The organism is Zobellella sp. DQSA1 (assembly GCF_041950555.1).
Taxonomy (GTDB): domain Bacteria; phylum Pseudomonadota; class Gammaproteobacteria; order Enterobacterales; family Aeromonadaceae; genus Oceanimonas.
On record NZ_CP169531.1, the window covers coordinates 395,628 to 418,314 of the forward strand.

The following is a 22,687-nucleotide window of genomic DNA, read 5'->3' on the forward strand; positions in this document are numbered from 1 at the left end:
CCTGGCTCACCGCCAGATGCTGCCGAGCCGCCAGGCATGAATGGCCACCGTTTCGGCGCTGCCGTTTTCCGCAAACAGGTTGACGGTGCGCTCACCGGGCAGGGGATAGATGCGACTGGTGAGGCAGGCTTCCCCCCGGTTGACGAACACCTCGAGCGAGGAGTGATCGATGAAGATCTGCAAGTCCAGCAGCGGGCCCGCCGGCAGCGGCACGCTGCGGCAGCCGCTCACCCCGCGCCCGGCCCGGCTGCGATCCAGCACCAGCCGTCCGGCCTGGGCATCCACATACAACAGGGCGGCCCTGCTGCCGTCGGTGGTGGCGGCCAGCTCCAGGCCGAAGCGTTCGGCGCTGGCCGACAGGTCCAGGGTGACCTGCAATTCCAGGACGTGGGCATCCAGCCCCAGTGGCCTGCGTTCATTGGTCAGAACCTGGTGCGTCCAGTGTTCGTGCTGCCGGCGCAGTGCGGCCAACTCCCGTGCCGGCTGCATCCTGACCTTGCCCTGGTCGTCCAGCGACAGCTCCCGGGGCAGGGTCATGGCGCCGGCCCAGTAATGTTCCTTGCTGGGCATGGGGGAGTCCCACATGTCCATCCAGCCGATCAGCAGCCGCCGGCCATCGGCGGCGGTGAAGGTTTGCGGCGCATAAAAGTCATGGCCCGCATCCAGTTCGACGAAGGGTTGCTCGATATCGAAGGCCTGGCCCGGTTGCCAGCGGCCGAGGAGGTAACCGCTCTGAAAGCGATTGCGAAAACGATAGCCGTCGGCCGCCAGGCCCTGGGGGGAGAACAGCAGCAGATGCCGATCCTCCAGGGGAAAGAAGTCGGGGCATTCCCACATGTAGCCCTGGCCGGGTTCGGCCAGGGCCAACACCGGTTCCGGGGTCCAGTGGCGCAGCTCCGGCGAGCGGTACAGCAACACCTGGCCCAGGTCGTCGGCGCTGCGGGCGCCCACCACCATCATCCAGTCGTCTCCTTCCTTCCACACCTTGGGGTCACGGAAATGCTGGATGCCTTCGGGCGCGGCCAACACCGGCCCCTGCTTGGTAAAATGCACGCCGTCGGTGCTGGTGGCCAGGCACTGGACCTCCCGGATCCGGCTGTCATCCCCGGGGTCGCCCAGCCAGACATGTCCGGTGTAGAGCAGGCACAGCTCGCCGTTATGCTCCACGGCACTGCCGGAGAAGCAGCCGTCCCTGTCGTAGTCGGCACCCGGGGCCAGGGCGATGGGCAGGTGTTCCCAATGCACCAGGTCGGTGCTGCGGGCATGGCCCCAGTGCATGGGGCCCCAGTTTTCGTCATAGGGGTGATGCTGATAGAACACATGGTAGGCCCCGTCGAAATAGATCAGGCCGTTGGGGTCGTTCATCCAGCCGGCGGGCGGAGCCAGGTGCAACTGGGGATAGTAATCCTGGGTTACCCGGGACTGCAGGCATTCGAGGGCATGATGGGCTTGCATCAGTAAGGTTTTCATCGGTCGACTCACTTCATGGCAGGTTGCAGTAGGGAAGGGGTGGTGTCGCGCTCGTCGCGCAGCAGCAGGCAGGACAGCAGGACGAAGCCGGAAACCGCCAGCCCCATCAACAGATAGGTGTCGGCAAAGCCGAGCCGGTCATAGCCATAACCGGCCAGGGGCGACAGCAGGCTGGAGCTTATCTGGGTGACGAACTGGAAACCGACCAGATAGAGGGTGGCGGACAGGCGCGGGTCGAAGTTGGCGGCAATGTACTTGAACATGGCCACCAGCAGTATGGGCAGTTCCACTGCGTGCAGCAGCTTCATCGCCGAAATCAGCCAGGCGCCTTCGACCAGGCCCGAGCCGAGGATGCGGATGGCCATGACGGCGCCGCTCAGCAGCAGGGCATTCTTGGCGCCGATGCGGTTGACCAGGAAGGGAGCCAGGAACATGCCGCCCGCTTCCAGGAAAACCTGCAGGGAATTGAGGAAGCCGTACATCTCGTTACCCTGCTGCTGGGTCGGAAACTGGGCGGCGAAGTAGACGGCGAACTGTTGATCGAACACCCCGTAGACGCTGACCCCCAGCACGAATACCACCAATGACCAGAAACGGGGTAACCGCAGCAGGGAGAGGGCGTCGGCCAGGGCGAGCCGGTCGGTTTTGCCGTATTCCAGCTGTCCCATGGCGTCGGCCTTGATGACCTGTACCCGGGAAAGCAACAGCAGGAAGATCACCGCCGAGCCGGAGGCGACCCAGAAGTTGATGTCGGGATTGATATTGAAGTTGAAGCCGGCGCAGAAGGTGGCCGCCGCCCAGCCCAGGGAGCCCCACATCCGGGCCCGGCCAAACTCGAAACCGGCGATGCGGCTGACCTTTTCAATATAGGACTCCAGCGCGCCGATACCGGCGAAAAAGGTAGCACCGATAAAGAGGCCGCCAACCAGGGCACCGAACAGCAGATGGTAGGCCAGCAAGCGGGCGTAGACAAAAATAAAGAAAGGCCCGGTCAGCAACAGCAGCAGGCCGATAACCCAGAGCAGGTTCTTGCGCAGGCCGAGCTTGTCCTGCACAAAGCCGTAAAGCGGCTGGGCACAGAGGGCGACCAGCGAAATGGCCGAGAAAATAATGCCGGTCTCGGTGCCTTTCAGCCCCACCTGCTGGTTGAGCCAGATGGAGATCAGCGAGAACGACGAAGACCAGGTAAAGAAAAAGAAGAACAGCAGACCACTGAGCAACACATAGTATTTTTTGGTGGCGGCATTCATGATTGAGCATCCTTATCCCTTGATAGATGCATAAATTGTTAACGTTAACTTTTGGGTGTTGAAGGCCTATCTTCCCGATGTTGTGATGTTAATCACTAAAGTTAACGTTAACATTAGTGGTTTGTGATATTGATCACTAAACGGTAGGCTCTATATGAATCTTCCTTGCGGTGGATGAGAGAAGACCAGCCTGGTCGTGTCGTGATGCGCTCGCCGGCGGCGGCTGTTAAAGTAGCCGGGTAACCCACAACCGATAATAAAGAAGCATGAGCAATATCACCGGAACCCTGGTCAAGATGCCGGCCGGCCTGGCCGAGCCCGTGGCCTACCAACTGGCCCTGGGAGAGCACAGGGTGGAACTGAACCCCTGGCTGGGTCAGGCCCTGACCCTCAGCCATACCGGCAATATCTACTGCGACGCCTGCGGCCGCAAAACCAGCAAGAGCTTTGCCCAGGGGCACTGCTTTCCCTGCATGAAGAAGCTGGCCCGCTGCGACATGTGCGTGATGAAGCCGGAGACCTGCCATTATTTCGAAGGCACCTGCCGCGAACCCGAGTGGGGCGACAGCCACTGCATGGTGCCCCATATCGTCTACCTGGCGAACACCTCCGGCCTCAAGGTGGGCATCACTCGCCACAGCCAGGTGCCCACCCGCTGGATCGATCAGGGGGCCACCCAGGCGCTGCCCATCCTCCGGGTGGCTACCCGCCAGCTTTCTGGCCTGGTGGAGGTGGCGCTGGCCGAGCTGGTGGCCGACAAGACCAACTGGCGCGCCATGCTCAAGGGCGACGAGGCACCGCTCGATCTCAAGGCCGAGGCCGCCCGGCTGTTGCCGGAAATCCAGGGCAAACTGGCCGAATTGGTGCTGAACTATGGCGAAGAGGCCATCACCGTGCTGGACGAGCCGGTGGTCGGGCTGAGCTACCCGGTGCTGGAGTATCCAAAGAAAATCGCCAGCCACAACTTCGACAAGAACCCGGTGGTGTCCGGGACCCTGCTCGGCATCAAGGGCCAGTACCTGATCTTCGACAGCGGGGTGATCAACCTGCGCAAGTTCACCGGCTATGAAGTGAGCCTGGGCTGAGGGACGCCGGCCGCGGCCGGCGGAGCTGTCAGGCCAGCGGGCAGGCCGGATCGGGGCGAAGGCTGGCCCGATATAGCCAGAGCCCCAGTGCAGCCAGTGTTACCGACGCCGAGGCGAGTACCAGGTAGACGCTGTCCAGCGAGCCGGTGGCCTCGCGCAGATAGCCGGCCAGCAGGTTGCCCAGGGTGCCGCCCAGGCCGAAAGTGACCATGCAGATGCCGCTGATCTGCATGGTGGCGGTCGATGAATAGCGCTGGCCAATCCAGCCGGCCAGTATCCCCCACATGGGAAAATACATCAGGCCGTAACCGAAACCGGCCACCAGCGCGAAGCGGGCGGGATCCTGGACGAATGCCAGCAAGCCCAGGGCAAAACCGCCGAAGATCACCAGCAGTGCCAGCTCCGGTCCCTTGCGGTCGGCCAGCGTGCCGGTGAGCAGGCCGGCGACCATGCCGGTCACCCCGACCGTGGTCCAGGTATAGCCACCGAGGGTGGCGGGCAGGCCCAGTTGATCCAGATAGGTGTTGAGCCAGTTGGAAAACGGCATGGTGGTAAAACCGACCAGAAAGCAGATCAGGCAGGCACAGAAGGCGGTGCGTTCTCCACCGATGGTTGCCAGCAGCCGGGCCGCCGGGATGGCAGGAACCGGGCCGTTGCTTTGCGTTGCCGGCAGGCGGTTTAAACGCCACAGCATATGCCAGGTGAGCCCCATTACCAGCAGGCCCATCAACCCGGCCAGTTGCCAGCCCCGTTGCCAGCCCAGGGCCGGGACCACCAGCAGGATCAGCAGGCCGTTGAGGCCGTATCCCCAGGCGGTGCCACTGGAGATGGTCGACAGGCAGCCCGAACGTTGTCCGGCCCTGGCATGGCGGCTGACGATCTCCACTATGCTGCCCCAGCTGATGGCCGCACTGGCCGCCAGGCAGGTAAGGGTCAGGATGATCAGCTGCGGCTCCCGTAGCTGCGACATGGTAAACAGCAACAGGGTGGTGATGCCGCCGGTGACCTGCGCCAGACGGGCGGTACCCAGGCGATGGCCAACCAGACCCAGTAACAGGGCACCACCGAGGTAGGCCAACTGGGTCAAGGCCCCGGTGGTAGCAAGATGCCAGTGGGTCAGCGCAATGCTATCCCGCATCATGGGCACGAGGGCGGCAAACAGGAACATGCCGAAACCGTGGCTGACAACCTGGTTCATTCCAAAAATGGTGGCCATGCGCATGCGGTGATCTCCCTGATCCGGTAACGGCGCTTATTGGCCGCGAGCCATCTTGTCTCCTTGCCAGCGTTCGGTAAATCGATAAATATTGAGGTCTGTCTTCAATAAGGATGAAGTCTGCCGATGCGCGATTTACCCATTACCCTGCTGCGCACCTTTGCGGTGGTGGCGGAAACCCTCAACCTGACCGCGGCGGCGGGGCGGCTGCACCGGGCGCCATCCACCGTCAGCATGCAGTTGCGCCGGCTGGAGGGGCTGGTGGCGGTCGAGTTGCTGGAGCGGGGGCAGTACGGGGTCAGGCTGACCCCGGCGGGAGAGCAGCTCAGGACGCACGCCCATCAGCTGCTGAATCTGCACGACCGGATCCTGGGGGCTTTCCAGAATGCGGAGGTGGTGGGCAAGGTCCGCTTCGGTACCCATGATCAATACGCCACCCGCAGCCTGACTCCCCTGCTGGAAGCCTTTGTGCTCAATTATCCGGAGGCCCGGCTGGAAGTGCTCTGCGATCATCGGCCTCATTATCTGGCTTCCCTGGTCCAGGAGGGCAAGCTGGACATCGCCCTGGTGGAGATACCGGCGCTGTCCGATGGTGGCCTGCGGCTGTGCCGCGACGAACTGGTCTGGGTGTGCTCGGAGGCCCATGCGACCCACCGGCGGGAACCCTTGCCGCTGGCGGTGTTTGTCGAAGGCTGCTATCACCGGGAGTCGGCCTGCCAGGCGTTGGAAAACACCGAGAGATCCTACCGTATCGCGTTTACCAGCCAGAGCCGGGCGGGTGTACTGGCGGCGGTGCGGGCAGGTATCGGCGTCGGGGTAATCCCGCGCCAGACCCTTGAGCCGGGCATGATTGTGGTGGAAGAGGGATTACCCCCTTTGCCCAGGACGGACACCACCCTGTTCGTGGCCGAACGGGCAAACGAGGCCACGGCCCGTCTGGCCAAAACCATCGAGGAGAGCCCACAGTTCCAGCGTTATCGGGACGAGCCAGGTTGAGACGAGAGCAGAAGCTTCCGCCTGGCAAGGGCGGTTTTGTTATTCAAATAACTGATATTCAGTCATTTTAATGGATAAGGGAAGATAGTGTGAAAGAGGCTAAGACAAGTAAGTTGTGCACCGGCTATGACGTGACCCTGGGCTGAGGAGGAAAGACATGAGGTTTCTGATCATCGGTGCCGGCGGCATCGGCGGCTATTACGGCGCCCGGCTGCAACAGGCGGGCCATCAGGTGGTGCTGGCGGCCAGGGGGGAACACCTGGCCGCCATGCAACGGCAGGGGCTTCGGGTGGAGCACCAGGAATTCCGCTTCATGCAACCGGTACGGGCCCTGGAGCTCGCCGGCCTGCGTGAGAGCTGCGTCAGCGGCGATTTCGATCTGGTCGTGCTGGCGATGAAGTCCCAGGCCACCGGGCCCCTGATGGAGGCGTTGGCGGACTGGCTGGCCGGGAGCGAGGTGCCGGTACTGTCGTTGCAGAACGGGGTGGACAACGAACCCCTCATCAGCGCCGTGGTGGGAGAAAAGCGGACCCTGGGGGGACTGGCGGTGCGTATCGGCGGCCATATAGTGGCGCCGGGCCTGGTGCAGGCGGACGGTCCGGCCCAGGTGATCATGGGTTCCTGGCCGCAACGACGGCCGGCCCAGGCCGACTGGCTGGAGCAACTGCGTCTGTGTTTCGAACAGGCGGGCATCCCGGCCCGGGTGGCGGTGGACATCCGCCGCGAACTGTGGCGCAAGCTTATCATCAACAACGGCGTCAACCCGCTGTCCGCTCTGTCCGGGCTGGATACCCGCAGCCTCAGCCACCATCCGCAACTGGGCCGCAGCGTCTACCAGATGATGGAGGAAACCGCCGCCGTGGCTGCGGCCGACGGCGTGACCCTGGGCAAGACCGACGTGGACGAGATGTATGCGCTTATCCGCAACTTCGACGCCATCAAGACTTCCATGCTGGTGGACAAGGAGAAGGGACGGGAGCTTGAACTGGACGCCATCAGCGGCGCCGTGCTGCGCCGGGCAGAACAACTGGGGCTGGAAGTACCGGCCACGCGCCTGGCCCACGGCCTGCTGCAGCTGCGGGGCTGAACGGCAGGGCGGCGGCATGAGTGGAAACCTGAATCGGTGGAGCAGCTCGGATTGACGCCAGGTGGCATTGTTCCGGCTTCTCCTGCCAGCAGTATCCCAAATAAAAAAGGGTTAGCGGCTGTTAAGCTGCTAACCCTTGGTGTTTGGTGGCCCCTGCTGGACTTGAACCAGCGACCGATCGATTATGAGTCGAGCGCTCTAACCAACTGAGCTAAGGGGCCAAAAGTGGTGCTGATTATAGGGAAAGCGGCCTTGGCTGTCCAGTCGCGGCGGGTGTATATCAGCTTGATTTTTAAGCGGTTGACGCGACGGCAGTCGGGTATGGAAAAGGGCGCCGAAGCGCCCTTTTTACTGCCGGTGGCTTACTCGTCGAGGAAGCTGCGGAGCACTTCGGAGCGGCTGGGATGGCGCAGTTTGCGCAAGGCCTTGGCTTCGATCTGGCGGATACGCTCGCGGGTCACGTCGAACTGCTTGCCCACCTCTTCCAGGGTGTGGTCGGTGTTCATGTCGATACCGAAACGCATGCGCAGTACCTTGGCCTCCCGTGCGGTCAGTCCGGACAGCACGTCGCGGGTGGCGGCGCGCAGGCTTTCGCTGGTGGCGGAGTCGGCCGGCAGGGACAGGGTGGTGTCCTCGATAAAGTCGCCCAGATGCGAATCTTCGTCATCGCCGATGGGGGTCTCCATCGAGATGGGCTCCTTGGCGATCTTCAGCACCTTGCGAATTTTGTCTTCCGGCATGGCCATACGATGGGCCAGCTCTTCCGGGGTGGGTTCGCGGCCCATTTCCTGCAGCATCTGGCGGGAAATCCGGTTGAGCTTGTTGATGGTCTCGATCATGTGCACCGGGATGCGGATGGTGCGGGCCTGATCCGCGATGGAGCGGGTAATAGCCTGGCGGATCCACCAGGTGGCGTAGGTCGAAAACTTGTAGCCGCGGCGGTATTCGAACTTGTCGACCGCCTTCATCAGGCCGATGTTGCCTTCCTGGATCAGATCCAGGAATTGCAGGCCGCGGTTGGTGTACTTCTTGGCGATGGAGATCACCAGACGCAGGTTGGCTTCAACCATCTCTTTCTTGGCACGGCGGGCCTTGGCCTCACCGATGCTCATGCGACGGTTGATGTCCTTGATTTGCGAAATGGTCAGGCCGGTTTCTTCTTCTACCAGCTTGAGCTTGCCGATGGAGCGGAGCACATCTTCGGCAACGTCTTCCATTTTTACCGACCAGGCCTTGCCGGCGGCCAGCTGTTTGTTAAACCATTCCTGTTCGCTTTCGTGGTGGGCAAAAGCTTGCACGAAGGTCTTCTTCGGCATTTTGCTCTGCTCGACGCACAGCTTCATGATGATGCGTTCCTGCACCCGCACCCGTTCCATCATGTCACGCATGCTGTTGACCAGGCGGTCGAACTGCTTGGGCACCAGGCGGAACTGGCGGAATACATCGGCCAGGGTGGTAATTTGCTCGGCGGCGGCGTCCGAGGTGCGGCCATGGGCCTGGATGGTGGTCCGGGTTTTTTCGTACTGGGTGCGCAGCTCACCGAACTTCTCGCGGGCTACTTCAGGATCGGGGCCGGTGTCGCCGTCGGAATCATCTTCGTCTTCATCTTCGTCTTCGTCGTCGTCGTCTTCGTCATCCAGTTCTTCTTCGCTCAGTTCGGAGCCGATATGGGTGGCGGTGGGGGCGAGACCGTCGGCTTCATCCAGGTCGACAAAGCCGGAGATGATGTCACTCAGTTTGATGTCGCCGGCTTCGAAGCGATCGAACTGGTCGAGCAGGGAGGTGATGGCCTCGGGGTATTCGGCGACCGAACTCTGAACCTGGTTAATACCGTCTTCGATACGCTTGGCGATATCGATTTCGCCTTCGCGGGTCAGCAGCTCTACCGTGCCCATTTCGCGCATGTACATGCGCACCGGATCCGTGGTGCGGCCAATTTCAGACTCGACAGAAGCCAGTGCCTGAGCGGCGGCCTCGGCGGCGTCTTCGTCGGCGGTGGTTTCCGACATCATCAAATCATCGGCATCGGGGGCACTTTCCACCACCTGGATGCCCATGTCGTTGATCATCTGGATGATGTCTTCGATCTGATCGGAGTCGACAATATCCTGGGGAAGATGATCGTTCACCTCGGCATAAGTCAGGTAACCCTGTTCTTTACCTTTGGCAACGAGAAGCTTAAGCTGTGACTGCGGGGTTTGCTCCATAGAACTCGTCCGGTTAGATGTTGCAAGAGGGTGTAGGCATGTAGGCACTCTTTTATGGCGCGCAAGTAGCCGATTATAACAAAATTTGACCAGCGTCGCTATGCCGGTCTGTGCTTGCCAACACGCCTCGCCTTCTTTACGGTGAGAGTGCTGCCGCGCTCAATGGTTTCATCATTTCCCGTGAACCGGGCCTGTTTTACAATCTTGGGGCGGTGTGCCCGCTTTTCAATGTTCAGCCGTTGCTGCCCTTGCTTTCGCTCAATAGCAGCAGCAATTCCTGCTTTTCCGCCGGGGTCAGCCCCTGGGGGCTTCCGATCTTCCGTTGCAGCGTTTCGATGCGCCTGGCCAGGAATTCGTTGATCAGCACTACAAAAATATCCTGCAGTTCCTGCTCGATATGTTCACCGGCAAACAGCTCCTCCGCCATGGCCAGGCGCGCCAGCGCCGGCTCGGAGCCGTGGCCGCGCCAGTGTTCCAGCAGTTGGGCTGTGGTCATATCGGGTTGGCGTTGCACCAGGGCCAGCAGCGCCAGCAACAGCTCCATACCCGGCAGCGGCAATTCTTCCAACTCGGGCATGGCCGGCAGTCTGGCCGCGGCAGCCGGATATTGTAGCACAAGCGCTATGGCTCGGCGAAGGGGGGTCAGCTTTATCTTTTTCGATTCCCGCTTCGGCGTGATGGCGGGCTCGGCGGTGGCCTGTTGCAGGCGATCGAACAGCTCCTTGACCCGTCGCTCATTCTCACCCCAGTTCAACTGGCGCGAAAGGCGGGTGATCAACCCCTCGCGGGTAAAGCCTTCCGGCACCCGGCTGATGGCCTCCGCCGCCTTGTGCGCCAGCTCGCGCTGGCCCGCATCCCCCGCCATGGTGTTCTGAGCGAGACGCTCGAACAGGAAATCACCGAAATCCTGGGCCTGATCCAGCATCTGTTCGAAGGCCACGGCGCCCAGCTTGCGCACCAGGGTATCCGGATCCTCGCCATCGGGCAGGAACACGAATTTCAGGCTGCGGCCATCCTGCATCAGCGGCAGGGCGTTTTCCAGCGCCCGCCAGGCGGCTTCGCGTCCGGCCCTGTCCCCGTCGTAGCAGCAGACGATCTCGCGAGTGGTGCGGAACAGCAACTGCAGGTGTTCGGGGGTGGTGGAGGTCCCCAGGCTGGCCACCGCATAGTCGATGCCGAACTGGGCCAGGGCCACCACGTCCATGTAGCCTTCCACCACCAGGATCCGCTCCGGATTGCGGTGGGCCTGGCGGACTTCATACAGGCCGTACAGCTCCCGTCCCTTGTGGAACACCGGGGTTTCCGGCGAGTTCAGGTATTTGGGTGTCCCCTGGCCCAGTACCCGGCCGCCGAAGCCGATCACCCGGCCACGTCGGTCGCGGATGGGAAACATGATGCGGTCGCGGAAGCGATCGTAAACCCGGCCATTGTCGTTTTGCAGCAGCATGCCGCCTTCGATCAATTGCCGTTCCGCCTCCCTATTGCGGGCGAACTGGCGCTTGACGCTGTCCCACTGATCCGGCACATAACCGATGGCGAACTGCTTGACTACCTCGCCGCTCAGGCCACGGCCTTTCAGATAGTCGATGGCGGTCTGGGACTGTTTGAGCTGAGTCTGGTAGAAACGACTGATGTCGTTCAACTGGCCATAAAGATCCTGGCGTACTGCCTTGGCCGCCGCCTGTTGCTCGGGGGAGGAGCCACCACTGCTTTCGCGGGGCACGGTCACGCCATGGAGGGCGGCCAGTTCATCGATGGCGTCGAGAAACTCCAGGCCATCGTATTCCATCAGGAAGCCGAGCGCGGTGCCGTGGGCGCCACAGCCAAAACAATGGTAGAACTGCTTATCGGGGCTGACGGTAAAAGAGGGACTTTTTTCGTTATGAAAGGGGCAGCAGGCCTGGTAATTCTTACCGGCTTTCTTGAGTTTTACCCGCTGATCGATCAGGTCGACAATGTCGGTGCGGGCCAACAGATCGTCAATGAAGGATTGGGGAATTCTGCCTGCCATGGTTCACCGGGAATGCGAAAAAACAAAGCCGTGCATCAGACGAAGCACGGCCCGTTGGCAGGAAAGCAACCGGATTAAGCCAGTTTGGCTTTGATAATGGTGCTGACCTTGCCCATATCTGCACGTCCCTGGATTTGCGGCTTGAGCACCGCCATCACTTTGCCCATATCCTGCATGCCAGAGGCGCCGGTATCGGCGATGGCTTGCATCAGCAAAGCATCCAGTTCGTCTTCTGTCAGAGGTTGCGGCAGGAACTCCTGCAGCACCGCTATTTCCTGGCGCTCGTTGTCGACCAGATCCTGGCGACCAGCCTGCTCAAACTGGCTGGCGGCGTCTTTGCGCTGTTTCACCATTTTGGTGATCACCGCTATGATGCCGTCGTCATCCAGGGTTTCGCGGCTGTCTATCTCTCTTTGCTTGATCTCGGCCATCAGCATGCGTAGGGTACCCAGACGAGCCTTATCTCTGGCACGCATGGCGTTCTTCTGCTGTTCTGACAACTGGTCCTTTAAAGACATGAGATCAATAACTGCTTAGTACAGACGAGTGCGACGTGCGTTTTCGCGAGCCAGCTTCTTGGCGTGACGCTTAACGGCGGCAGCCTTGGCGCGCTTGCGCTCGGTAGTCGGCTTCTCGTAGTGCTCGCGGCGACGCACTTCAGACAGGATACCGGCTTTCTCGCAGGAACGCTTGAAGCGACGCAGGGCTACGTCGAAGGGCTCGTTTTCACGTACTTTAATTACTGGCATGTGCCTCTCACCTCGGTTAACTGGCCTGTCACCGACCAGTATGACTATAAAAATGGTGCGAAATTCTACTCTGAACCGGCCCCGGCTGTAAAGACCGGTAGCCCTTCGCTGGTTAAAAAATCGCGGGCAGGGTAACATAGCCACCATCTTTCCGACAGTGTTATTCATTCCATGCGCGTACTAGGTATCGAGACTTCCTGCGATGAAACCGGCATCGCCATCTATGACGACAAGCTCGGCATCCTGGCCCACCAGCTCTACAGCCAGGTCAAGCTGCATGCGGACTACGGTGGTGTAGTGCCGGAGCTGGCCAGCCGGGACCATATTCGCAAAACCATACCGCTGATCGAGGCGGCCCTGGCCCAGGCCGGTTGCACCCGGGAGGACATCGACGGCGTGGCCTACACCGCCGGCCCGGGTCTGATGGGTGCCCTGCTGGTGGGCGCCACCATCGGTCGCAGCCTGGCTTTCGCCTGGAACAAGCCGGCGGTGGCGGTGCACCATATGGAAGGCCACCTGTTGGCACCCATGCTGGAGGAGCGGGTACCCGCCTTTCCCTTCGTGGCGCTGCTGGTGTCCGGCGGCCACACCCTGCTGGTGCGGGTGGATGGCATCGGCCGTTACCGGATCCTCGGTGAGTCCATCGACGACGCCGCCGGCGAAGCCTTCGACAAGACCGCCAAGCTGATGGGGCTGGACTATCCCGGCGGTCCGCGTCTGGCCAGGCTGGCCGACCAGGGTGTTCCCGGCCGTTTCGTGTTCCCCCGGCCGATGACCGACAGGCCCGGCCTGGATTTCAGCTTTTCCGGCCTCAAGACCTTTGCCGCCAACACCATAGCGGCACAAGGGAACGACGACCAGACCCGGGCCGACATTGCCCATGCCTTCCAGCAGGCGGTGGTGGATACCCTGGCCATCAAGTGCAAGCGGGCCCTGCAACAGACCGGGCTCAACCGCCTGGTGGTGGCCGGCGGGGTCAGCGCCAACCTGTCGCTGCGCACCCAACTGGCGGCGCTGATGGCGGGTCTTAAGGGGGAGGTGTTCTATCCGCGCAACGAATATTGCACCGACAACGGCGCCATGATCGCTTTCGCCGGGCTGCAACGGCTCAAAGCGGGCGAAGATGAGCCCCTGTCGGTCAAGGCCCGGCCGCGCTGGCCGCTGGATGAGCTGATGGCGGTTGACTAGGGCGGAATGCTTAATCTCCTCCGGGGGGCTTCTTGAACTTATCCAGGATAGGTGGTTCCTGGTGGTGATAGAGCCGGTTGATATTGCGGTGGTGGCGCAAAATAATGAGGCAGGACAGTAGCGCTACCGCCAGGGTGTATTCCGGCTTGATAAAATAGATATATAACGGTGCCACCAGGGCGGTAATGAGCGAAGCCAGCGAAGAATAGCCGAACAGCCCCAGACTGATCAGCCAGGTCAGCAGCAGCAGCCCGGCCATGTCCATGCCCAGCGGCAGCAGGGTACCGAGGGCGGTGGCGACGGCCTTGCCGCCACGGAAGTGGAAAAACAGCGGAAACATGTGGCCCAGGCAGGCGGCCATGCCGATCAGGGCCAGATACAGGGGCGTGATCCCCATAAACCAGCCCAGATACACCGGTATCGTGCCCTTGAGGATATCGAACAGTAGTACCCATACCGCAGCGCTGCGGTTGCCGGTGCGCAGTACATTGGTGGCCCCGGGGTTGCCCGAGCCGTGGGCCCTGGGGTCCGGCAGGTGATAGAGCCTCGAGATCAGTACGGCGCTGGAGACCGAGCCTCCCAGGTAAGCCAGTATGATCATAAACAAGGTGAGGGCCGTCATATCGCGGTTTATACCCCGGGTTCAATCCGTTATTATTGCGCCCTTGAAACCGGACCAGCGCGGCCCGATCGCCGAAGACAGCCACAGCTTAACAGAAGATAGAGACGATGGATAAAGTGTTTGTGCAAGGCCTGGAAGTGCTTACCACCATAGGTGTTTATGAGTGGGAGAAAGGCATCCGGCAAAAGATCCGCTTCGATCTGGAGATGGGCTACGACACCAAGCCGGCGGCTCTGGGAGATGATATCGGTCAGGCGCTGGATTATTCGGCACTGTCCAGAAAAGTCTCTGCCTATGCTGAACAAAACCATGTGGAGCTGGTCGAAACCATGGCGGAGCGTATTGCCCTGCTGATTTTGGCCGAGTTCCCGGTCAAATCGGTGCGGGTGCGTCTCACCAAGCCGGGCGCCGTGCCCAATGCCGCCGGTGTGGGCGTGGAAATCGAGCGCTTTGCCCGCGCCAATGACGTAAGCTGAGACGTCATTAAAGCGTCATTTGCTGCTGGTAGTCTGCCGGGGTATCCGAACACAGGAATAGCATCATGGAAGTGCAGGCTGTACTGCTCGCCCTGATCCAGGGCTTTACCGAATTTCTTCCTATTTCCAGCTCGGCTCATCTGATTTTACCGTCGGTGTTATTGGGCTGGCGTGACCAGGGCATGGCTTTCGATGTGGCCGTGCACCTGGGCAGCTTGCTGGCGGTGCTCTATTACTTTCGCAAGGAAGTACGCACCCTGGCCGTGGCCTGGATGAATTCCATCAGCGGCGGCGGACACAATGCCGAATCGCGGTTGGCCTGGTGCATTATCCTGGCGACCATCCCTGCCTGTGTGGTGGGGTTGCTGTTCGGCGACTGGATAGGAGATCACCTGCGCTCAGGCTGGGTGATCGCACTGGCAACCATCGTCTTCGGTTTATTGCTGTGGTGGGCCGACCATATGGCCAGGCTGCAGAAAAACGAATATCAGGCCGGCTGGCGCGGGGCACTGATGCTGGGCTGTGCCCAGGCACTGGCGTTGATCCCGGGGACGTCACGCAGCGGTATTACCCTTACCGCAGGCCTGATGCTGGGACTGACCCGGCAGGCGGCGGCCCGCTTTTCCTTCCTGATGTCCATCCCCATTATTTTCCTGGCCGGCAGCCATCAGGCATCCGACCTGATCGGCAGCCAGGCGATAATGTCCTGGTCCGCGGTGGGAGTGGGGGTGTTGGCCTCTTTTGCCAGTGCCCTGGCCTGCATTCATGTCTTCCTGACCTTGCTTAATCGCATCGGAGTGCTGCCTTTCGTGCTCTACCGACTGGGCTTGGGAGCGGTGCTGTTGTGGGTGATGGCGGCTCAGGGGTGAGCCAGCCATTGTTCCAGCTGCTCTAACCGGGCGGCGGCAATGGCTTCGCCAATGGCGGGGCCTTTCAGCCCTTGGGCAATAAAGGGCTGCGCGGTAATGGTTTTTAACGCGGTGAGCCACTGCCACAGGCGTTCCCGCTGCGGGTAAGGGCGCTCGGCAAAGCCCTTCCTGCCCTGCAGGTCGGCCTGGGCGCAGACCAGCAGTTGGGCGAACCGCTCCGGCTTGCGCCAGGCGTCGGTACGGTTGAACAGCTCCAGAATGATGTCAGCCTGCTCGGGATTCGGCTCCGCCAACCGGTGGAACAGAATATGCCAGCGGCTCATCAGCATGGCCATTTCTTTATGCTCGGTGGGTACCTTGAAGCGGGCACATACCGCCGCTATCGGAGTGACTCCCAGTTCGCCATGGTGATGATGGCTGGGCCATTTTTCCTGGGGCGTCAGCGCCTTGCCGAAGTCATGGCAGAGGGCGGCAAAACGGCAGGGCAGGTCTCCGCCCAGTTCCGCCGCCCGCTTGAGCACCATCAGGGTATGAATGCCGGTATCGATCTCCGGATGCCATTTCTCCGGGCCGGGCACGCCAAACAGGGCCTCCAGTTCGGGAAAGAGCGGGCCGAGGGCACCGGCCTGGCGCAGCACTTCAAAATAGACCTGGGGGTTGGCGGTGGCCAGGGCCTTTTCCGTTTCCTTCCATACCCGCTCCGGCGTCAGGGCGCTGAGCTCGCCGCTGGCGGCCATCTCTTGCATCAAGGCCAGGGTTTCGTCGGCCAGGGTAAAGCCCAGATCGTGGAAACGGGCGGCGAAGCGGGCCACTCGCAGCACCCGCAACGGATCTTCGCCGAAGGCCGCGGACACATGGCGCAGCACCCGGTGCTCGATATCGGCGCGGCCGCCGTAGGGATCATGCAGCCGCCCCTCCTGGTCCTGGGCGATGGCATTGATGGTGAGATCCCGGCGGCGGAGATCCTCCTCCAGAGTGACCTCGGGGCCGAAGTCGCAGATAAAGCCGGTATAGCCGCTGCCCGCCTTGCGCTCGGTGCGGGCCAGGGCATATTCCTCTTTGCTGTGTGGATGTAAAAATACCGGGAAATCCTTGCCCACCTGGGTGTAACCGAGGCGGAGCAGGTGCTCCGGGGTGGCGCCCACCACCATATAGTCGCGCTCGCCGACGTTCAGGCCCAGCAAGGCATCCCTGACCGCTCCCCCCACCAGATAGATGTCCACGCCTTCTCCCCCGGATGAAAAAAGGATCATTATAACGACTTAAAATGAAAAAGGCGCCGAGGCGCCTTTTTAACCGCTTCCCACCAGGGATCACCCCTCGCCGAGAGAGAGCAGGGTAGCGTTGCCGCCGATGGCGGTGGTGTTGTTGGTCACGGTTTTTTCGGTGATAAAGCGGCTCAGGTAGTGGGGCCCTCCCGCTTTGGGGCCGGTGCCGGACAGGCCCTGGCCACCGAACGGCTGCACGCCGACCATGGCACCGATCTGATCCCGGTTGATATAGGCGTTACCGGCATCCACCGATTTGGCCACCTGGTCGGCGAAGGACTCATTACGGCTGTGGATGCCGAGCGTCAGGCCATAGCCGGTACCGTTGATCTCATCGATCACCTTGTCGATATCCCTGGCCTTGAACCGCACCACGTGGAGGATGGGGCCGAACTGCTCTTTTTCCAGTTCCTTGATGGAGCCGATTTCCAATGCGGTCGGTTGCACATAAAAGCCCTTGGCGCAGATCTTGCCCATGGGGGCCTGGGCGATGACGTTCTTGCCGGCGGCCTTCATCCGCGTCAGGTGCGCCTCCAGCCCGGTCTTGGCATCCCGGTCGATCACCGGGCCCACGTCGGTGGACCAGAGTGCGGGGTCATCGACGCTCAGCTCCTTCATGCCGCCCTTGAGGATCTCCAGCACCCGCTCGGCGATGTCTTCCTGCAGATAGAGCACCCGCAGGGCGGAGCAGCGCTGGCCGGCGCTCTGGAAGGCGGCGCGCAGCACGTCGCGCACCACCTGTTCGGGCAGGGCGGTGGAGTCCACTATCATGGTGTTCTGGCCGCCGGTTTCGGCGATCAGCGGCACTATGGAACCGCTGCGTTTGGCCAGGATCAGGTTGATCAACTGGGCGGTGTCGGTGGAGCCGGTGAAGCAGACCCCGGCGATGCGGGGATCGCTGGTGAGGGCGGCGCCCACGGTGGCGCCGTCCCCGGGCAGCAGCTGCAGCACGTCGGCGGGAATGCCGGCCTGGTGCGCCAGCCTTACCGCCAGGTGGGCGACCAGGGAGGTCTGCTCCGCCGGCTTGGCCAGCACCGTGTTGCCGGTGACCAGGGCGGCCCCCACCTGCCCGAGGAAGATGGCCAGGGGGAAGTTCCAGGGGCTGATACAGACGAAGGGGCCCCGGCCCTGGGCATAGAGCAGGTTCAGCTCGCCGGTGTAGCCGGGCAGCCTGGTGGGCTCGGCCATCAGGCGGCGGGCTTCAACGGCATAGTAGCGGCAGAAGTCCACCGCCTCGCGTACCTCGTCGATGCCGTCCTGCAGCAGCTTGCCTGCTTCCCGGGTACAGAGGGAAACAAACTCGGTGCTATGGGCCTCCAGCAGCTCGGCCAGCTTTTCCAGCGCCTGGGCGCGTTGCTCCACCGGGCTGTCGCGCCAGCCCTTGAAGGCGGCCTGGGCCCGGCCCACCGCCTGCTCCACCGTCGCCTTGTCGGCAAACCAGACTTGGCCCACCTGCCGGCCCTGATCCTGGGGGCTCAGTACGGCGTTGGCGGTGCCGTTGGTCAAGGTCTTGCCGCCGACGATGGGACCGGCCTGCCACTGCTTGTCGGCCAGTTTGGTCAACTCGCTGAAGAAGGGGGTGCGCAGATCTTCGATATTCATGTTCAGGCCCCGGGAGTTGGTACGGTCCGGGAAGATGGCCAGCGGCAGCGGTATCTTGTCGTTGGCCAGGCTGGGGCACTCGCCGAGGCTGGCCAGCGGATGGGTGATCAGGGTGTCGATGGGGGTATTGGGATCCACCAGCTTGTGCACGAAGGAGGTGTTGGCCCCGTTTTCCAGCAGGCGGCGCACCAGGTAGGGCAGCAGATCCTTGTGGGCGCCCACCGGGGCATAGATACGGCACACCAGGCCCGGGTTTTCCTTCAGCACGGTGTTGTACAGCTCCTCGCCCATGCCGTGCAGTCGCTGGAACTCGAAGCGGCGCTCCCCCGCCATGGCCATCACCGACACCACAGTGTGGGCGTTATGGGTGGCGAACTGGGGATAGATAGCCCCCTGGGTGGCGTCGCTCAGCAGGTAGCGGGCGCAGGCCAGGTAGGACACGTCGGTGGCCGCCTTACGGGTATAGACCGGGTAGCCGTCGATGCCCGCCTGCTGGCAGTGCTTGATCTCGCTGTCCCAGTAGGCGCCCTTTACCAGCCGCACCGGGATCTCGTCGCCTTGCGTCCGGGCCAGGGCGGTCAGCCAGCACAGTACCGGCAGGGCCCGTTTGGAATAGGCCTGTACCACCAGGCCGAGACCGCCCCAGCCCTTGTTGACCTCGGCACGGTACAGGGATTCGAACAGATCGAGCGACAGTTCCAGCCGGTCCATCTCCTCCGCATCGATGGTGATGGACACGTCCAGTTTACGTGCCTGCTCCAGCAACCCCAGCACGGTGGCGTAGAGTTCGCTCAGCACCCGCTGGCGGCTGGCCTCTTCATAGCGCGGGTGCAGGGCGGACAGCTTGATGGAGATGGACGGGCGCGGCACCTTGGAGTTGTTGAGCTGCTCGGCACCCACGGCGGCGATGGCGTTGGCGTAGTCGGCGCGGTATTTCTCGGCGTCGGCGGCGGTCATGGCCGCTTCGCCCAGCATGTCGTAAGAATGGGTATAGCCGAGTTCGCGGGACTTGCGGCTGGCCTTGAGCGCTTCCTTGATGTCCCGGCCCAGCACGAACTGCTTGCCCATGATCTTCATGGCTGCGTACATGGCGGAGCGCACCACCGGTTCGCCCAGGCGGTTGATCATGCGGTTGAGCACGTTGGCCGGGTTGCCGTCCAGCTTCCTGTCCATGCGCACTATCTTGCCGGTCAGCATCAGGCCCCAGGTGGAGGCGTTGACCAGGGTGGAGTCGCTCTGGCGGAAGTGTCTGGCCCAGTCGGCGCCGGACAGCTTGTCCTTGATCAGCTCGTCGGCGGTGTGGCTGTCGGGGATGCGCAGCAGGGCTTCGGCCAGGCACATCAGGATAATGCCCTCCTGGGTGTCCAGGCTGTACTGCTGCAGGAAGGCGTCGATGCCGTCGCCGCCATCGCTTTCCGCCCGCACCTGGGTCACCAGGCGACGGGCTTGCTCGGTGACGCGGGCCAGGGTCTGGCCATCGGCCGGCACCTGCTCCAACAGGCTGGCCAGGTAGTCGTTTTCATCGACCACATAGTTTCGGGTAATGTCCTGGCGCAGGGCCAGCAGGTCGCGGGGGGCGTAACCGGGAGCGAAGACGGTGGCAGCATTAAACATAACGACACTTCCTGAAGTTGGGGAGCCGTGGCGGCGGGCCGGTAACAGCGGGCGCGTCGAGAGGCGCAATAGCTACGATTGTCCGCCTTGTTTGCCTGTTAAAGATAGCCGAGCACGGGCGGTAGGTGACAAGGAGCAACAAAAAAGCGCCACCAGGGCGCTCTCGGGGATGGGGCGGATGGCATCAGTTCATCCAGCGTCCCTGTTTGCGCTTGCGGCGCAGGGGGATAAGCGGCAACAGGAAACCGAACAGGGCGCCGACGCCGGCGACCAGGCCGCCCCGCAGCAGCCAGTCCAGCCGCATCTGGTGCTCCCGGTCGTCCATCAGGCTGGTCAGGCGGCGATTGTCTGCCGCCAGTTGGTCACTGGTCTGGCGCAACTCTGCAAGCTGGCTGTGCAATTCACTCAGTTCCTGCTCCTGTTGTTGCAGTCGGCTGGTCTTATCGATGACATCCTGGCGGTGACGTTCATCGGCGCTGGCCAGTTGCTGTTTGGTGGTCGCCAGTTCCTGCTCCAGGGTGGGCAGCCGGGAGCGGAAGCTTTCCCCGGTTTGTATAAACTGGCCGTCTATCCAGCCGGTACGGCCTTCGCCGTCACGAATTTGCACGTACTTGCTTTCGGCATTGCGGCTCAGGTACTCCACCGGCTCGCCGGCGTTGATGGAGCCGATGATACGGTACTGGTTGCCGGGGCCGGCATGCAGAAAGGCGTACACGTTGTCGGAAATATAACGGGTTGCGGCCTCGGCATGGCCGAGCCAAGGCAGGCTACACAGCAGTGCCAACAGGAATTTTAATCTCACCTGGGGTTCCTTCACTCTCATTGATAACGCCATGGTAATCGGCGATGCAGGTAAGGACAAGAACAAGGGGGCCTGTGGCCCCCTTGTTCAGACGAATACCCACTGGATGATATAGAAGAACACGATGGCCAGTATGGCGCCGGCGGGCAGGGTCACGATCCAGGACACCACTATATTGCGCAATACGTTAAGGTTGAGGGCGGCGATACCCCGGGCCAGGCCGACCCCCATCACCGCGCCTACCAGGGTCTGGGTGGTGGAGATGGGCAGGCCGGTACCGGATGCGATCACCACTGTCGCAGCGGTCGCCAACTGGGCGGCGAAGCCACGGCTGGGAGTCAAATGGGTGATGCCGGTGCCTACGGTGGCCATCACCTTGTGGCCGAGGGACGCCAGGCCGATGACGATGCCGATGCCACCGAGCGGCAGTATCCACCAGGCGATGGTGGAACGGGCCGCGATTTGGCCGGCGCTTTCCACCACGCTCACCACGGCCGCCAGCGGACCTATGGCGTTGGCCACGTCGTTGGAACCGTGGGCAAAGGCCATGGCGCAGGCGGTCACCACCATCAGGATGCCGAACACTTTCTCTACGTTGGAGAAGTGCATGTCCTTGTCGTCCTGGGGGTTGTATTTCTGGCGACGGATATAAGCGGCGCAGAGCAGGGCTCCGAGCAGCGACACCAGTACCGACAGGCCCCAGCTCTGGGCGTTGCTCATGTCCAGGCCCACGTGGCTCAGGCCTTTCTTCAGGGTCACCAGGCAGATCACCATGATGGTGAGGAAAATATAGATGGGAACATACTTCTTGGCCGCCGCCAGGGGGCTGTCGGCGTTGAAGATCAGGCGCTGTACGCTGATAAAGGTAAAGTAGGCAAGCAGGCCGGACAGGGCTGGGGTGACGATCCAGGAACCAACCACGCCGCCGAGTTTACCCCAGTGCACTGCCTCTGAACCGAGCGAAACCAGAGCGAAGCCGACGATGGCGCCGATGATGGAGTGGGTGGTGGACACCGGCCAGCCGAAGTAGGAGGCCAGCAGCAGCCAGGTACCGGCCGCCAGCAGGGAGGCGATCATGCCGAATACCAGCAGATCCGGGTGGCCCTCGAAGGCATCGGAATCGATAATACCGCTGCGAATGGTGGAGGTGACCTCGCCGCCGGCCAGGTAGGCGCCGGCAAACTCGAAGATCATGGCGATGATGATCGCCTGCTTGATGGTCAGCGAGCGGGTGCCTACCGAGGTACCCATAGCATTGGCGACGTCGTTGGCGCCGATGCCCCAGGCCATGAAGAAGCCGAAGACAGCCGCCACCAGGATCAGCGTGGTGCCGTAGTTAGCGATGATATCCATTTATATACCTTGTTGTTTCGCTCAGGAACGGGACAGCATCAGCTCAAGACGGGCACCCACCCGTTCGGCCTGATCTGCCAGGTCACCGACCCACTCAAGGATCTTGTACAGGAAGATGACATCGATGGGGTTGTAACCGTCTTCGATGGCTTGCAACTGCTTGCGCAGCTTGGCCTGCATCACGTCGGTATCGTCTTCGATCAGATCCAGCTGGTGGATCATGTCGGTGACCAGGTCCATCTCCCGGCCCTTGAAGCCGGTTTCCAGCAGTTCGTCGAGCTCGTCTATGGCCTTGGCGGCCTGGGCGGTGGCGTCGATACACCGGCTGAGGTAGGCCATAAAAGACGTTTTCAGTTGCAGCGGAATTTCCATCTGGCGGCCCACGATGCGGCCGGAGATGTCTTTCGCCTTGTTGGCAATCTTGTCCTGCTGGGTTAACAACTCCAGCATGTCGGTGCGGGCGACCGGCATAAAGAGGCCGCGGGGGAGTTTGAGACGAATTTCCCGCTTCAGCGCATCGGCTTCCCGTTCCAGTTGGGAAATGTGGCCCTGGATCTGCTCGGCCTTTTCCCAGTCCTGCTCCCACATGGCGTCGAAGAAGGGAACCAATTGCTGTGCAGCTTCATGGACTTTCATCACATGCTTCTGCAGGGGTTTGATCGGGGACTTGGCAAAGAGTCCCAAAATAGTATTTACTGGCATAGCCAACCCTGTGTCGGTGAAAAAACACTCGATACATCAATGTGGCGCGAATGGTAACTTAACTACAAAGGCAAGAAAACAGCATTTTTCATAAAACCGTCATGTTATTCTGATGGTGGA

The 22,687-nt window shown here is 61.8% G+C and carries 19 protein-coding genes and 1 tRNA gene; 6 read left to right on the top strand and 14 right to left on the bottom strand.

Features of this window, described 5'->3' with window-relative positions:
• Positions 1–6 precede the first annotated feature (6 nt).
• Positions 7–1,470, bottom strand: a complete 1,464-nt coding sequence (locus tag ACEVBK_RS01970; RefSeq protein ID WP_375056946.1) for a glycoside hydrolase family 32 protein — start codon at positions 1,468–1,470, stop codon at positions 7–9.
• Between the two features lie 8 nt (positions 1,471–1,478).
• Positions 1,479–2,720, bottom strand: a complete 1,242-nt coding sequence (locus ACEVBK_RS01975) for an MFS transporter (protein WP_375056947.1) — start codon at positions 2,718–2,720, stop codon at positions 1,479–1,481.
• Positions 2,721–2,986: 266 nt separating this feature from the next.
• Between ACEVBK_RS01975 and ACEVBK_RS01980 the strand changes: the two genes are divergently transcribed.
• Positions 2,987–3,805 (top strand): DUF2797 domain-containing protein, encoded by an 819-nt coding sequence (locus ACEVBK_RS01980; RefSeq protein ID WP_375056948.1) that lies wholly within the window; start codon positions 2,987–2,989, stop codon positions 3,803–3,805.
• 28 nt (positions 3,806–3,833) lie between these two features.
• Here ACEVBK_RS01980 and ACEVBK_RS01985 read toward each other — a convergent pair whose 3' ends face one another.
• Positions 3,834–5,027 (bottom strand): MFS transporter, encoded by a 1,194-nt coding sequence (locus ACEVBK_RS01985; protein ID WP_375056949.1) that lies wholly within the window; start codon positions 5,025–5,027, stop codon positions 3,834–3,836.
• Positions 5,028–5,147: 120 nt separating this feature from the next.
• On the opposite strand from ACEVBK_RS01985, the gene ACEVBK_RS01990 reads away from it, so the two are divergent.
• Positions 5,148–6,017: a LysR family transcriptional regulator gene (locus tag ACEVBK_RS01990; protein ID WP_375056950.1), complete on the top strand. Its 870-nt coding sequence runs from the start codon at positions 5,148–5,150 to the stop codon at positions 6,015–6,017.
• Between the two features lie 157 nt (positions 6,018–6,174).
• Entirely contained in the window at positions 6,175–7,104 is a 930-nt protein-coding gene (locus tag ACEVBK_RS01995) for a ketopantoate reductase family protein (protein WP_375056951.1), read from the top strand.
• Positions 7,105–7,248: 144 nt separating this feature from the next.
• On the opposite strand, the gene ACEVBK_RS02000 is transcribed toward ACEVBK_RS01995, so the two are convergent.
• The 5 genes from ACEVBK_RS02000 to rpsU all read right to left on the bottom strand — a co-directional run bounded on the left by ACEVBK_RS02000 (position 7,249) and on the right by rpsU (position 12,071).
• Positions 7,249–7,325, bottom strand: a tRNA-Ile gene (locus ACEVBK_RS02000).
• Positions 7,326–7,466: 141 nt separating this feature from the next.
• Positions 7,467–9,311 carry an RNA polymerase sigma factor RpoD gene (gene rpoD / locus ACEVBK_RS02005; protein WP_375056952.1) on the bottom strand — a complete coding sequence of 615 codons (1,845 nt, stop codon included), beginning with the start codon at positions 9,309–9,311 and terminating at the stop codon, positions 7,467–7,469.
• A gap of 232 nt (positions 9,312–9,543) precedes the next feature.
• Positions 9,544–11,322, bottom strand: a complete 1,779-nt coding sequence (gene dnaG, locus ACEVBK_RS02010) for a DNA primase (protein ID WP_375056953.1) — start codon at positions 11,320–11,322, stop codon at positions 9,544–9,546.
• Positions 11,323–11,396: 74 nt separating this feature from the next.
• Positions 11,397–11,840: a GatB/YqeY domain-containing protein gene (locus ACEVBK_RS02015; protein ID WP_375056954.1), complete on the bottom strand. Its 444-nt coding sequence runs from the start codon at positions 11,838–11,840 to the stop codon at positions 11,397–11,399.
• 15 nt (positions 11,841–11,855) lie between these two features.
• Positions 11,856–12,071 (bottom strand): 30S ribosomal protein S21, encoded by a 216-nt coding sequence (gene rpsU / locus ACEVBK_RS02020; protein WP_014293599.1) that lies wholly within the window; start codon positions 12,069–12,071, stop codon positions 11,856–11,858.
• Between the two features lie 171 nt (positions 12,072–12,242).
• Here rpsU and tsaD point away from each other — a divergent pair, with 171 nt between their 5' ends.
• Positions 12,243–13,259, top strand: a complete 1,017-nt coding sequence (gene tsaD / locus ACEVBK_RS02025; RefSeq protein ID WP_375056955.1) for a tRNA (adenosine(37)-N6)-threonylcarbamoyltransferase complex transferase subunit TsaD — start codon at positions 12,243–12,245, stop codon at positions 13,257–13,259.
• Between the two features lie 10 nt (positions 13,260–13,269).
• On the opposite strand, the gene plsY is transcribed toward tsaD, so the two are convergent.
• The gene (plsY, locus tag ACEVBK_RS02030; protein ID WP_375056956.1) at positions 13,270–13,881 is read right to left on the bottom strand and encodes a glycerol-3-phosphate 1-O-acyltransferase PlsY; all 612 of its coding nucleotides are present in this window, start codon (positions 13,879–13,881) and stop codon (positions 13,270–13,272) included.
• A 107-nt stretch (positions 13,882–13,988) separates the two neighbouring features.
• Between plsY and folB the strand changes: the two genes are divergently transcribed.
• Entirely contained in the window at positions 13,989–14,357 is a 369-nt protein-coding gene (folB, locus tag ACEVBK_RS02035; RefSeq protein ID WP_375056957.1) for a dihydroneopterin aldolase, read from the top strand.
• 65 nt (positions 14,358–14,422) lie between these two features.
• The gene (locus ACEVBK_RS02040) at positions 14,423–15,226 is read left to right on the top strand and encodes an undecaprenyl-diphosphate phosphatase (RefSeq protein WP_375056958.1); all 804 of its coding nucleotides are present in this window, start codon (positions 14,423–14,425) and stop codon (positions 15,224–15,226) included.
• Here the strand turns inward: ACEVBK_RS02040 and ACEVBK_RS02045 are convergent.
• The 5 genes from ACEVBK_RS02045 to ACEVBK_RS02065 all read right to left on the bottom strand — a co-directional run bounded on the left by ACEVBK_RS02045 (position 15,217) and on the right by ACEVBK_RS02065 (position 22,567).
• Positions 15,217–16,449: a multifunctional CCA addition/repair protein gene (locus ACEVBK_RS02045; protein ID WP_375056959.1), complete on the bottom strand. Its 1,233-nt coding sequence runs from the start codon at positions 16,447–16,449 to the stop codon at positions 15,217–15,219. The two genes, ACEVBK_RS02040 and ACEVBK_RS02045, sit on opposite strands and share 10 nt — an antisense overlap.
• 90 nt (positions 16,450–16,539) lie before the next feature.
• Complete coding sequence (putA, locus tag ACEVBK_RS02050; RefSeq protein ID WP_375056960.1) at positions 16,540–19,710, bottom strand: bifunctional proline dehydrogenase/L-glutamate gamma-semialdehyde dehydrogenase PutA; 3,171 nt, start codon at positions 19,708–19,710, stop codon at positions 16,540–16,542.
• A gap of 184 nt (positions 19,711–19,894) precedes the next feature.
• Positions 19,895–20,512: a TIGR04211 family SH3 domain-containing protein gene (locus ACEVBK_RS02055; protein WP_375056961.1), complete on the bottom strand. Its 618-nt coding sequence runs from the start codon at positions 20,510–20,512 to the stop codon at positions 19,895–19,897.
• Between the two features lie 87 nt (positions 20,513–20,599).
• Complete coding sequence (locus ACEVBK_RS02060; protein ID WP_375056962.1) at positions 20,600–21,865, bottom strand: inorganic phosphate transporter; 1,266 nt, start codon at positions 21,863–21,865, stop codon at positions 20,600–20,602.
• Between the two features lie 21 nt (positions 21,866–21,886).
• Complete coding sequence (locus ACEVBK_RS02065; protein ID WP_375056963.1) at positions 21,887–22,567, bottom strand: TIGR00153 family protein; 681 nt, start codon at positions 22,565–22,567, stop codon at positions 21,887–21,889.
• Positions 22,568–22,687: the final 120 nt, after the last annotated feature.

What these genes read in the sequence shown, in the direction of transcription:
- rpsU (WP_014293599.1), bottom strand. Translation starts at nt 12,071, where the DNA reads ATGCCAGTAATTAAAGTACGTGAAAACGAGCCCTTCGACGTAGCCCTG.
- ACEVBK_RS02040 (WP_375056958.1), top strand. Translation starts at nt 14,423, where the DNA reads ATGGAAGTGCAGGCTGTACTGCTCGCCCTGATCCAGGGCTTTACCGAA.
- ACEVBK_RS01990 (WP_375056950.1), top strand. Translation starts at nt 5,148, where the DNA reads ATGCGCGATTTACCCATTACCCTGCTGCGCACCTTTGCGGTGGTGGCG.
- rpoD (WP_375056952.1), bottom strand. Translation starts at nt 9,311, where the DNA reads ATGGAGCAAACCCCGCAGTCACAGCTTAAGCTTCTCGTTGCCAAAGGT.
- dnaG (WP_375056953.1), bottom strand. Translation starts at nt 11,322, where the DNA reads ATGGCAGGCAGAATTCCCCAATCCTTCATTGACGATCTGTTGGCCCGC.
- ACEVBK_RS02015 (WP_375056954.1), bottom strand. Translation starts at nt 11,840, where the DNA reads ATGTCTTTAAAGGACCAGTTGTCAGAACAGCAGAAGAACGCCATGCGT.
- ACEVBK_RS01980 (WP_375056948.1), top strand. Translation starts at nt 2,987, where the DNA reads ATGAGCAATATCACCGGAACCCTGGTCAAGATGCCGGCCGGCCTGGCC.
- folB (WP_375056957.1), top strand. Translation starts at nt 13,989, where the DNA reads ATGGATAAAGTGTTTGTGCAAGGCCTGGAAGTGCTTACCACCATAGGT.
- ACEVBK_RS01975 (WP_375056947.1), bottom strand. Translation starts at nt 2,720, where the DNA reads ATGAATGCCGCCACCAAAAAATACTATGTGTTGCTCAGTGGTCTGCTG.
- ACEVBK_RS01995 (WP_375056951.1), top strand. Translation starts at nt 6,175, where the DNA reads ATGAGGTTTCTGATCATCGGTGCCGGCGGCATCGGCGGCTATTACGGC.
- ACEVBK_RS01985 (WP_375056949.1), bottom strand. Translation starts at nt 5,027, where the DNA reads ATGCGCATGGCCACCATTTTTGGAATGAACCAGGTTGTCAGCCACGGT.
- plsY (WP_375056956.1), bottom strand. Translation starts at nt 13,881, where the DNA reads ATGACGGCCCTCACCTTGTTTATGATCATACTGGCTTACCTGGGAGGC.
- ACEVBK_RS01970 (WP_375056946.1), bottom strand. Translation starts at nt 1,470, where the DNA reads ATGAAAACCTTACTGATGCAAGCCCATCATGCCCTCGAATGCCTGCAG.
- ACEVBK_RS02060 (WP_375056962.1), bottom strand. Translation starts at nt 21,865, where the DNA reads ATGGATATCATCGCTAACTACGGCACCACGCTGATCCTGGTGGCGGCT.
- tsaD (WP_375056955.1), top strand. Translation starts at nt 12,243, where the DNA reads ATGCGCGTACTAGGTATCGAGACTTCCTGCGATGAAACCGGCATCGCC.
- ACEVBK_RS02065 (WP_375056963.1), bottom strand. Translation starts at nt 22,567, where the DNA reads ATGCCAGTAAATACTATTTTGGGACTCTTTGCCAAGTCCCCGATCAAA.
- putA (WP_375056960.1), bottom strand. Translation starts at nt 19,710, where the DNA reads ATGTTTAATGCTGCCACCGTCTTCGCTCCCGGTTACGCCCCCCGCGAC.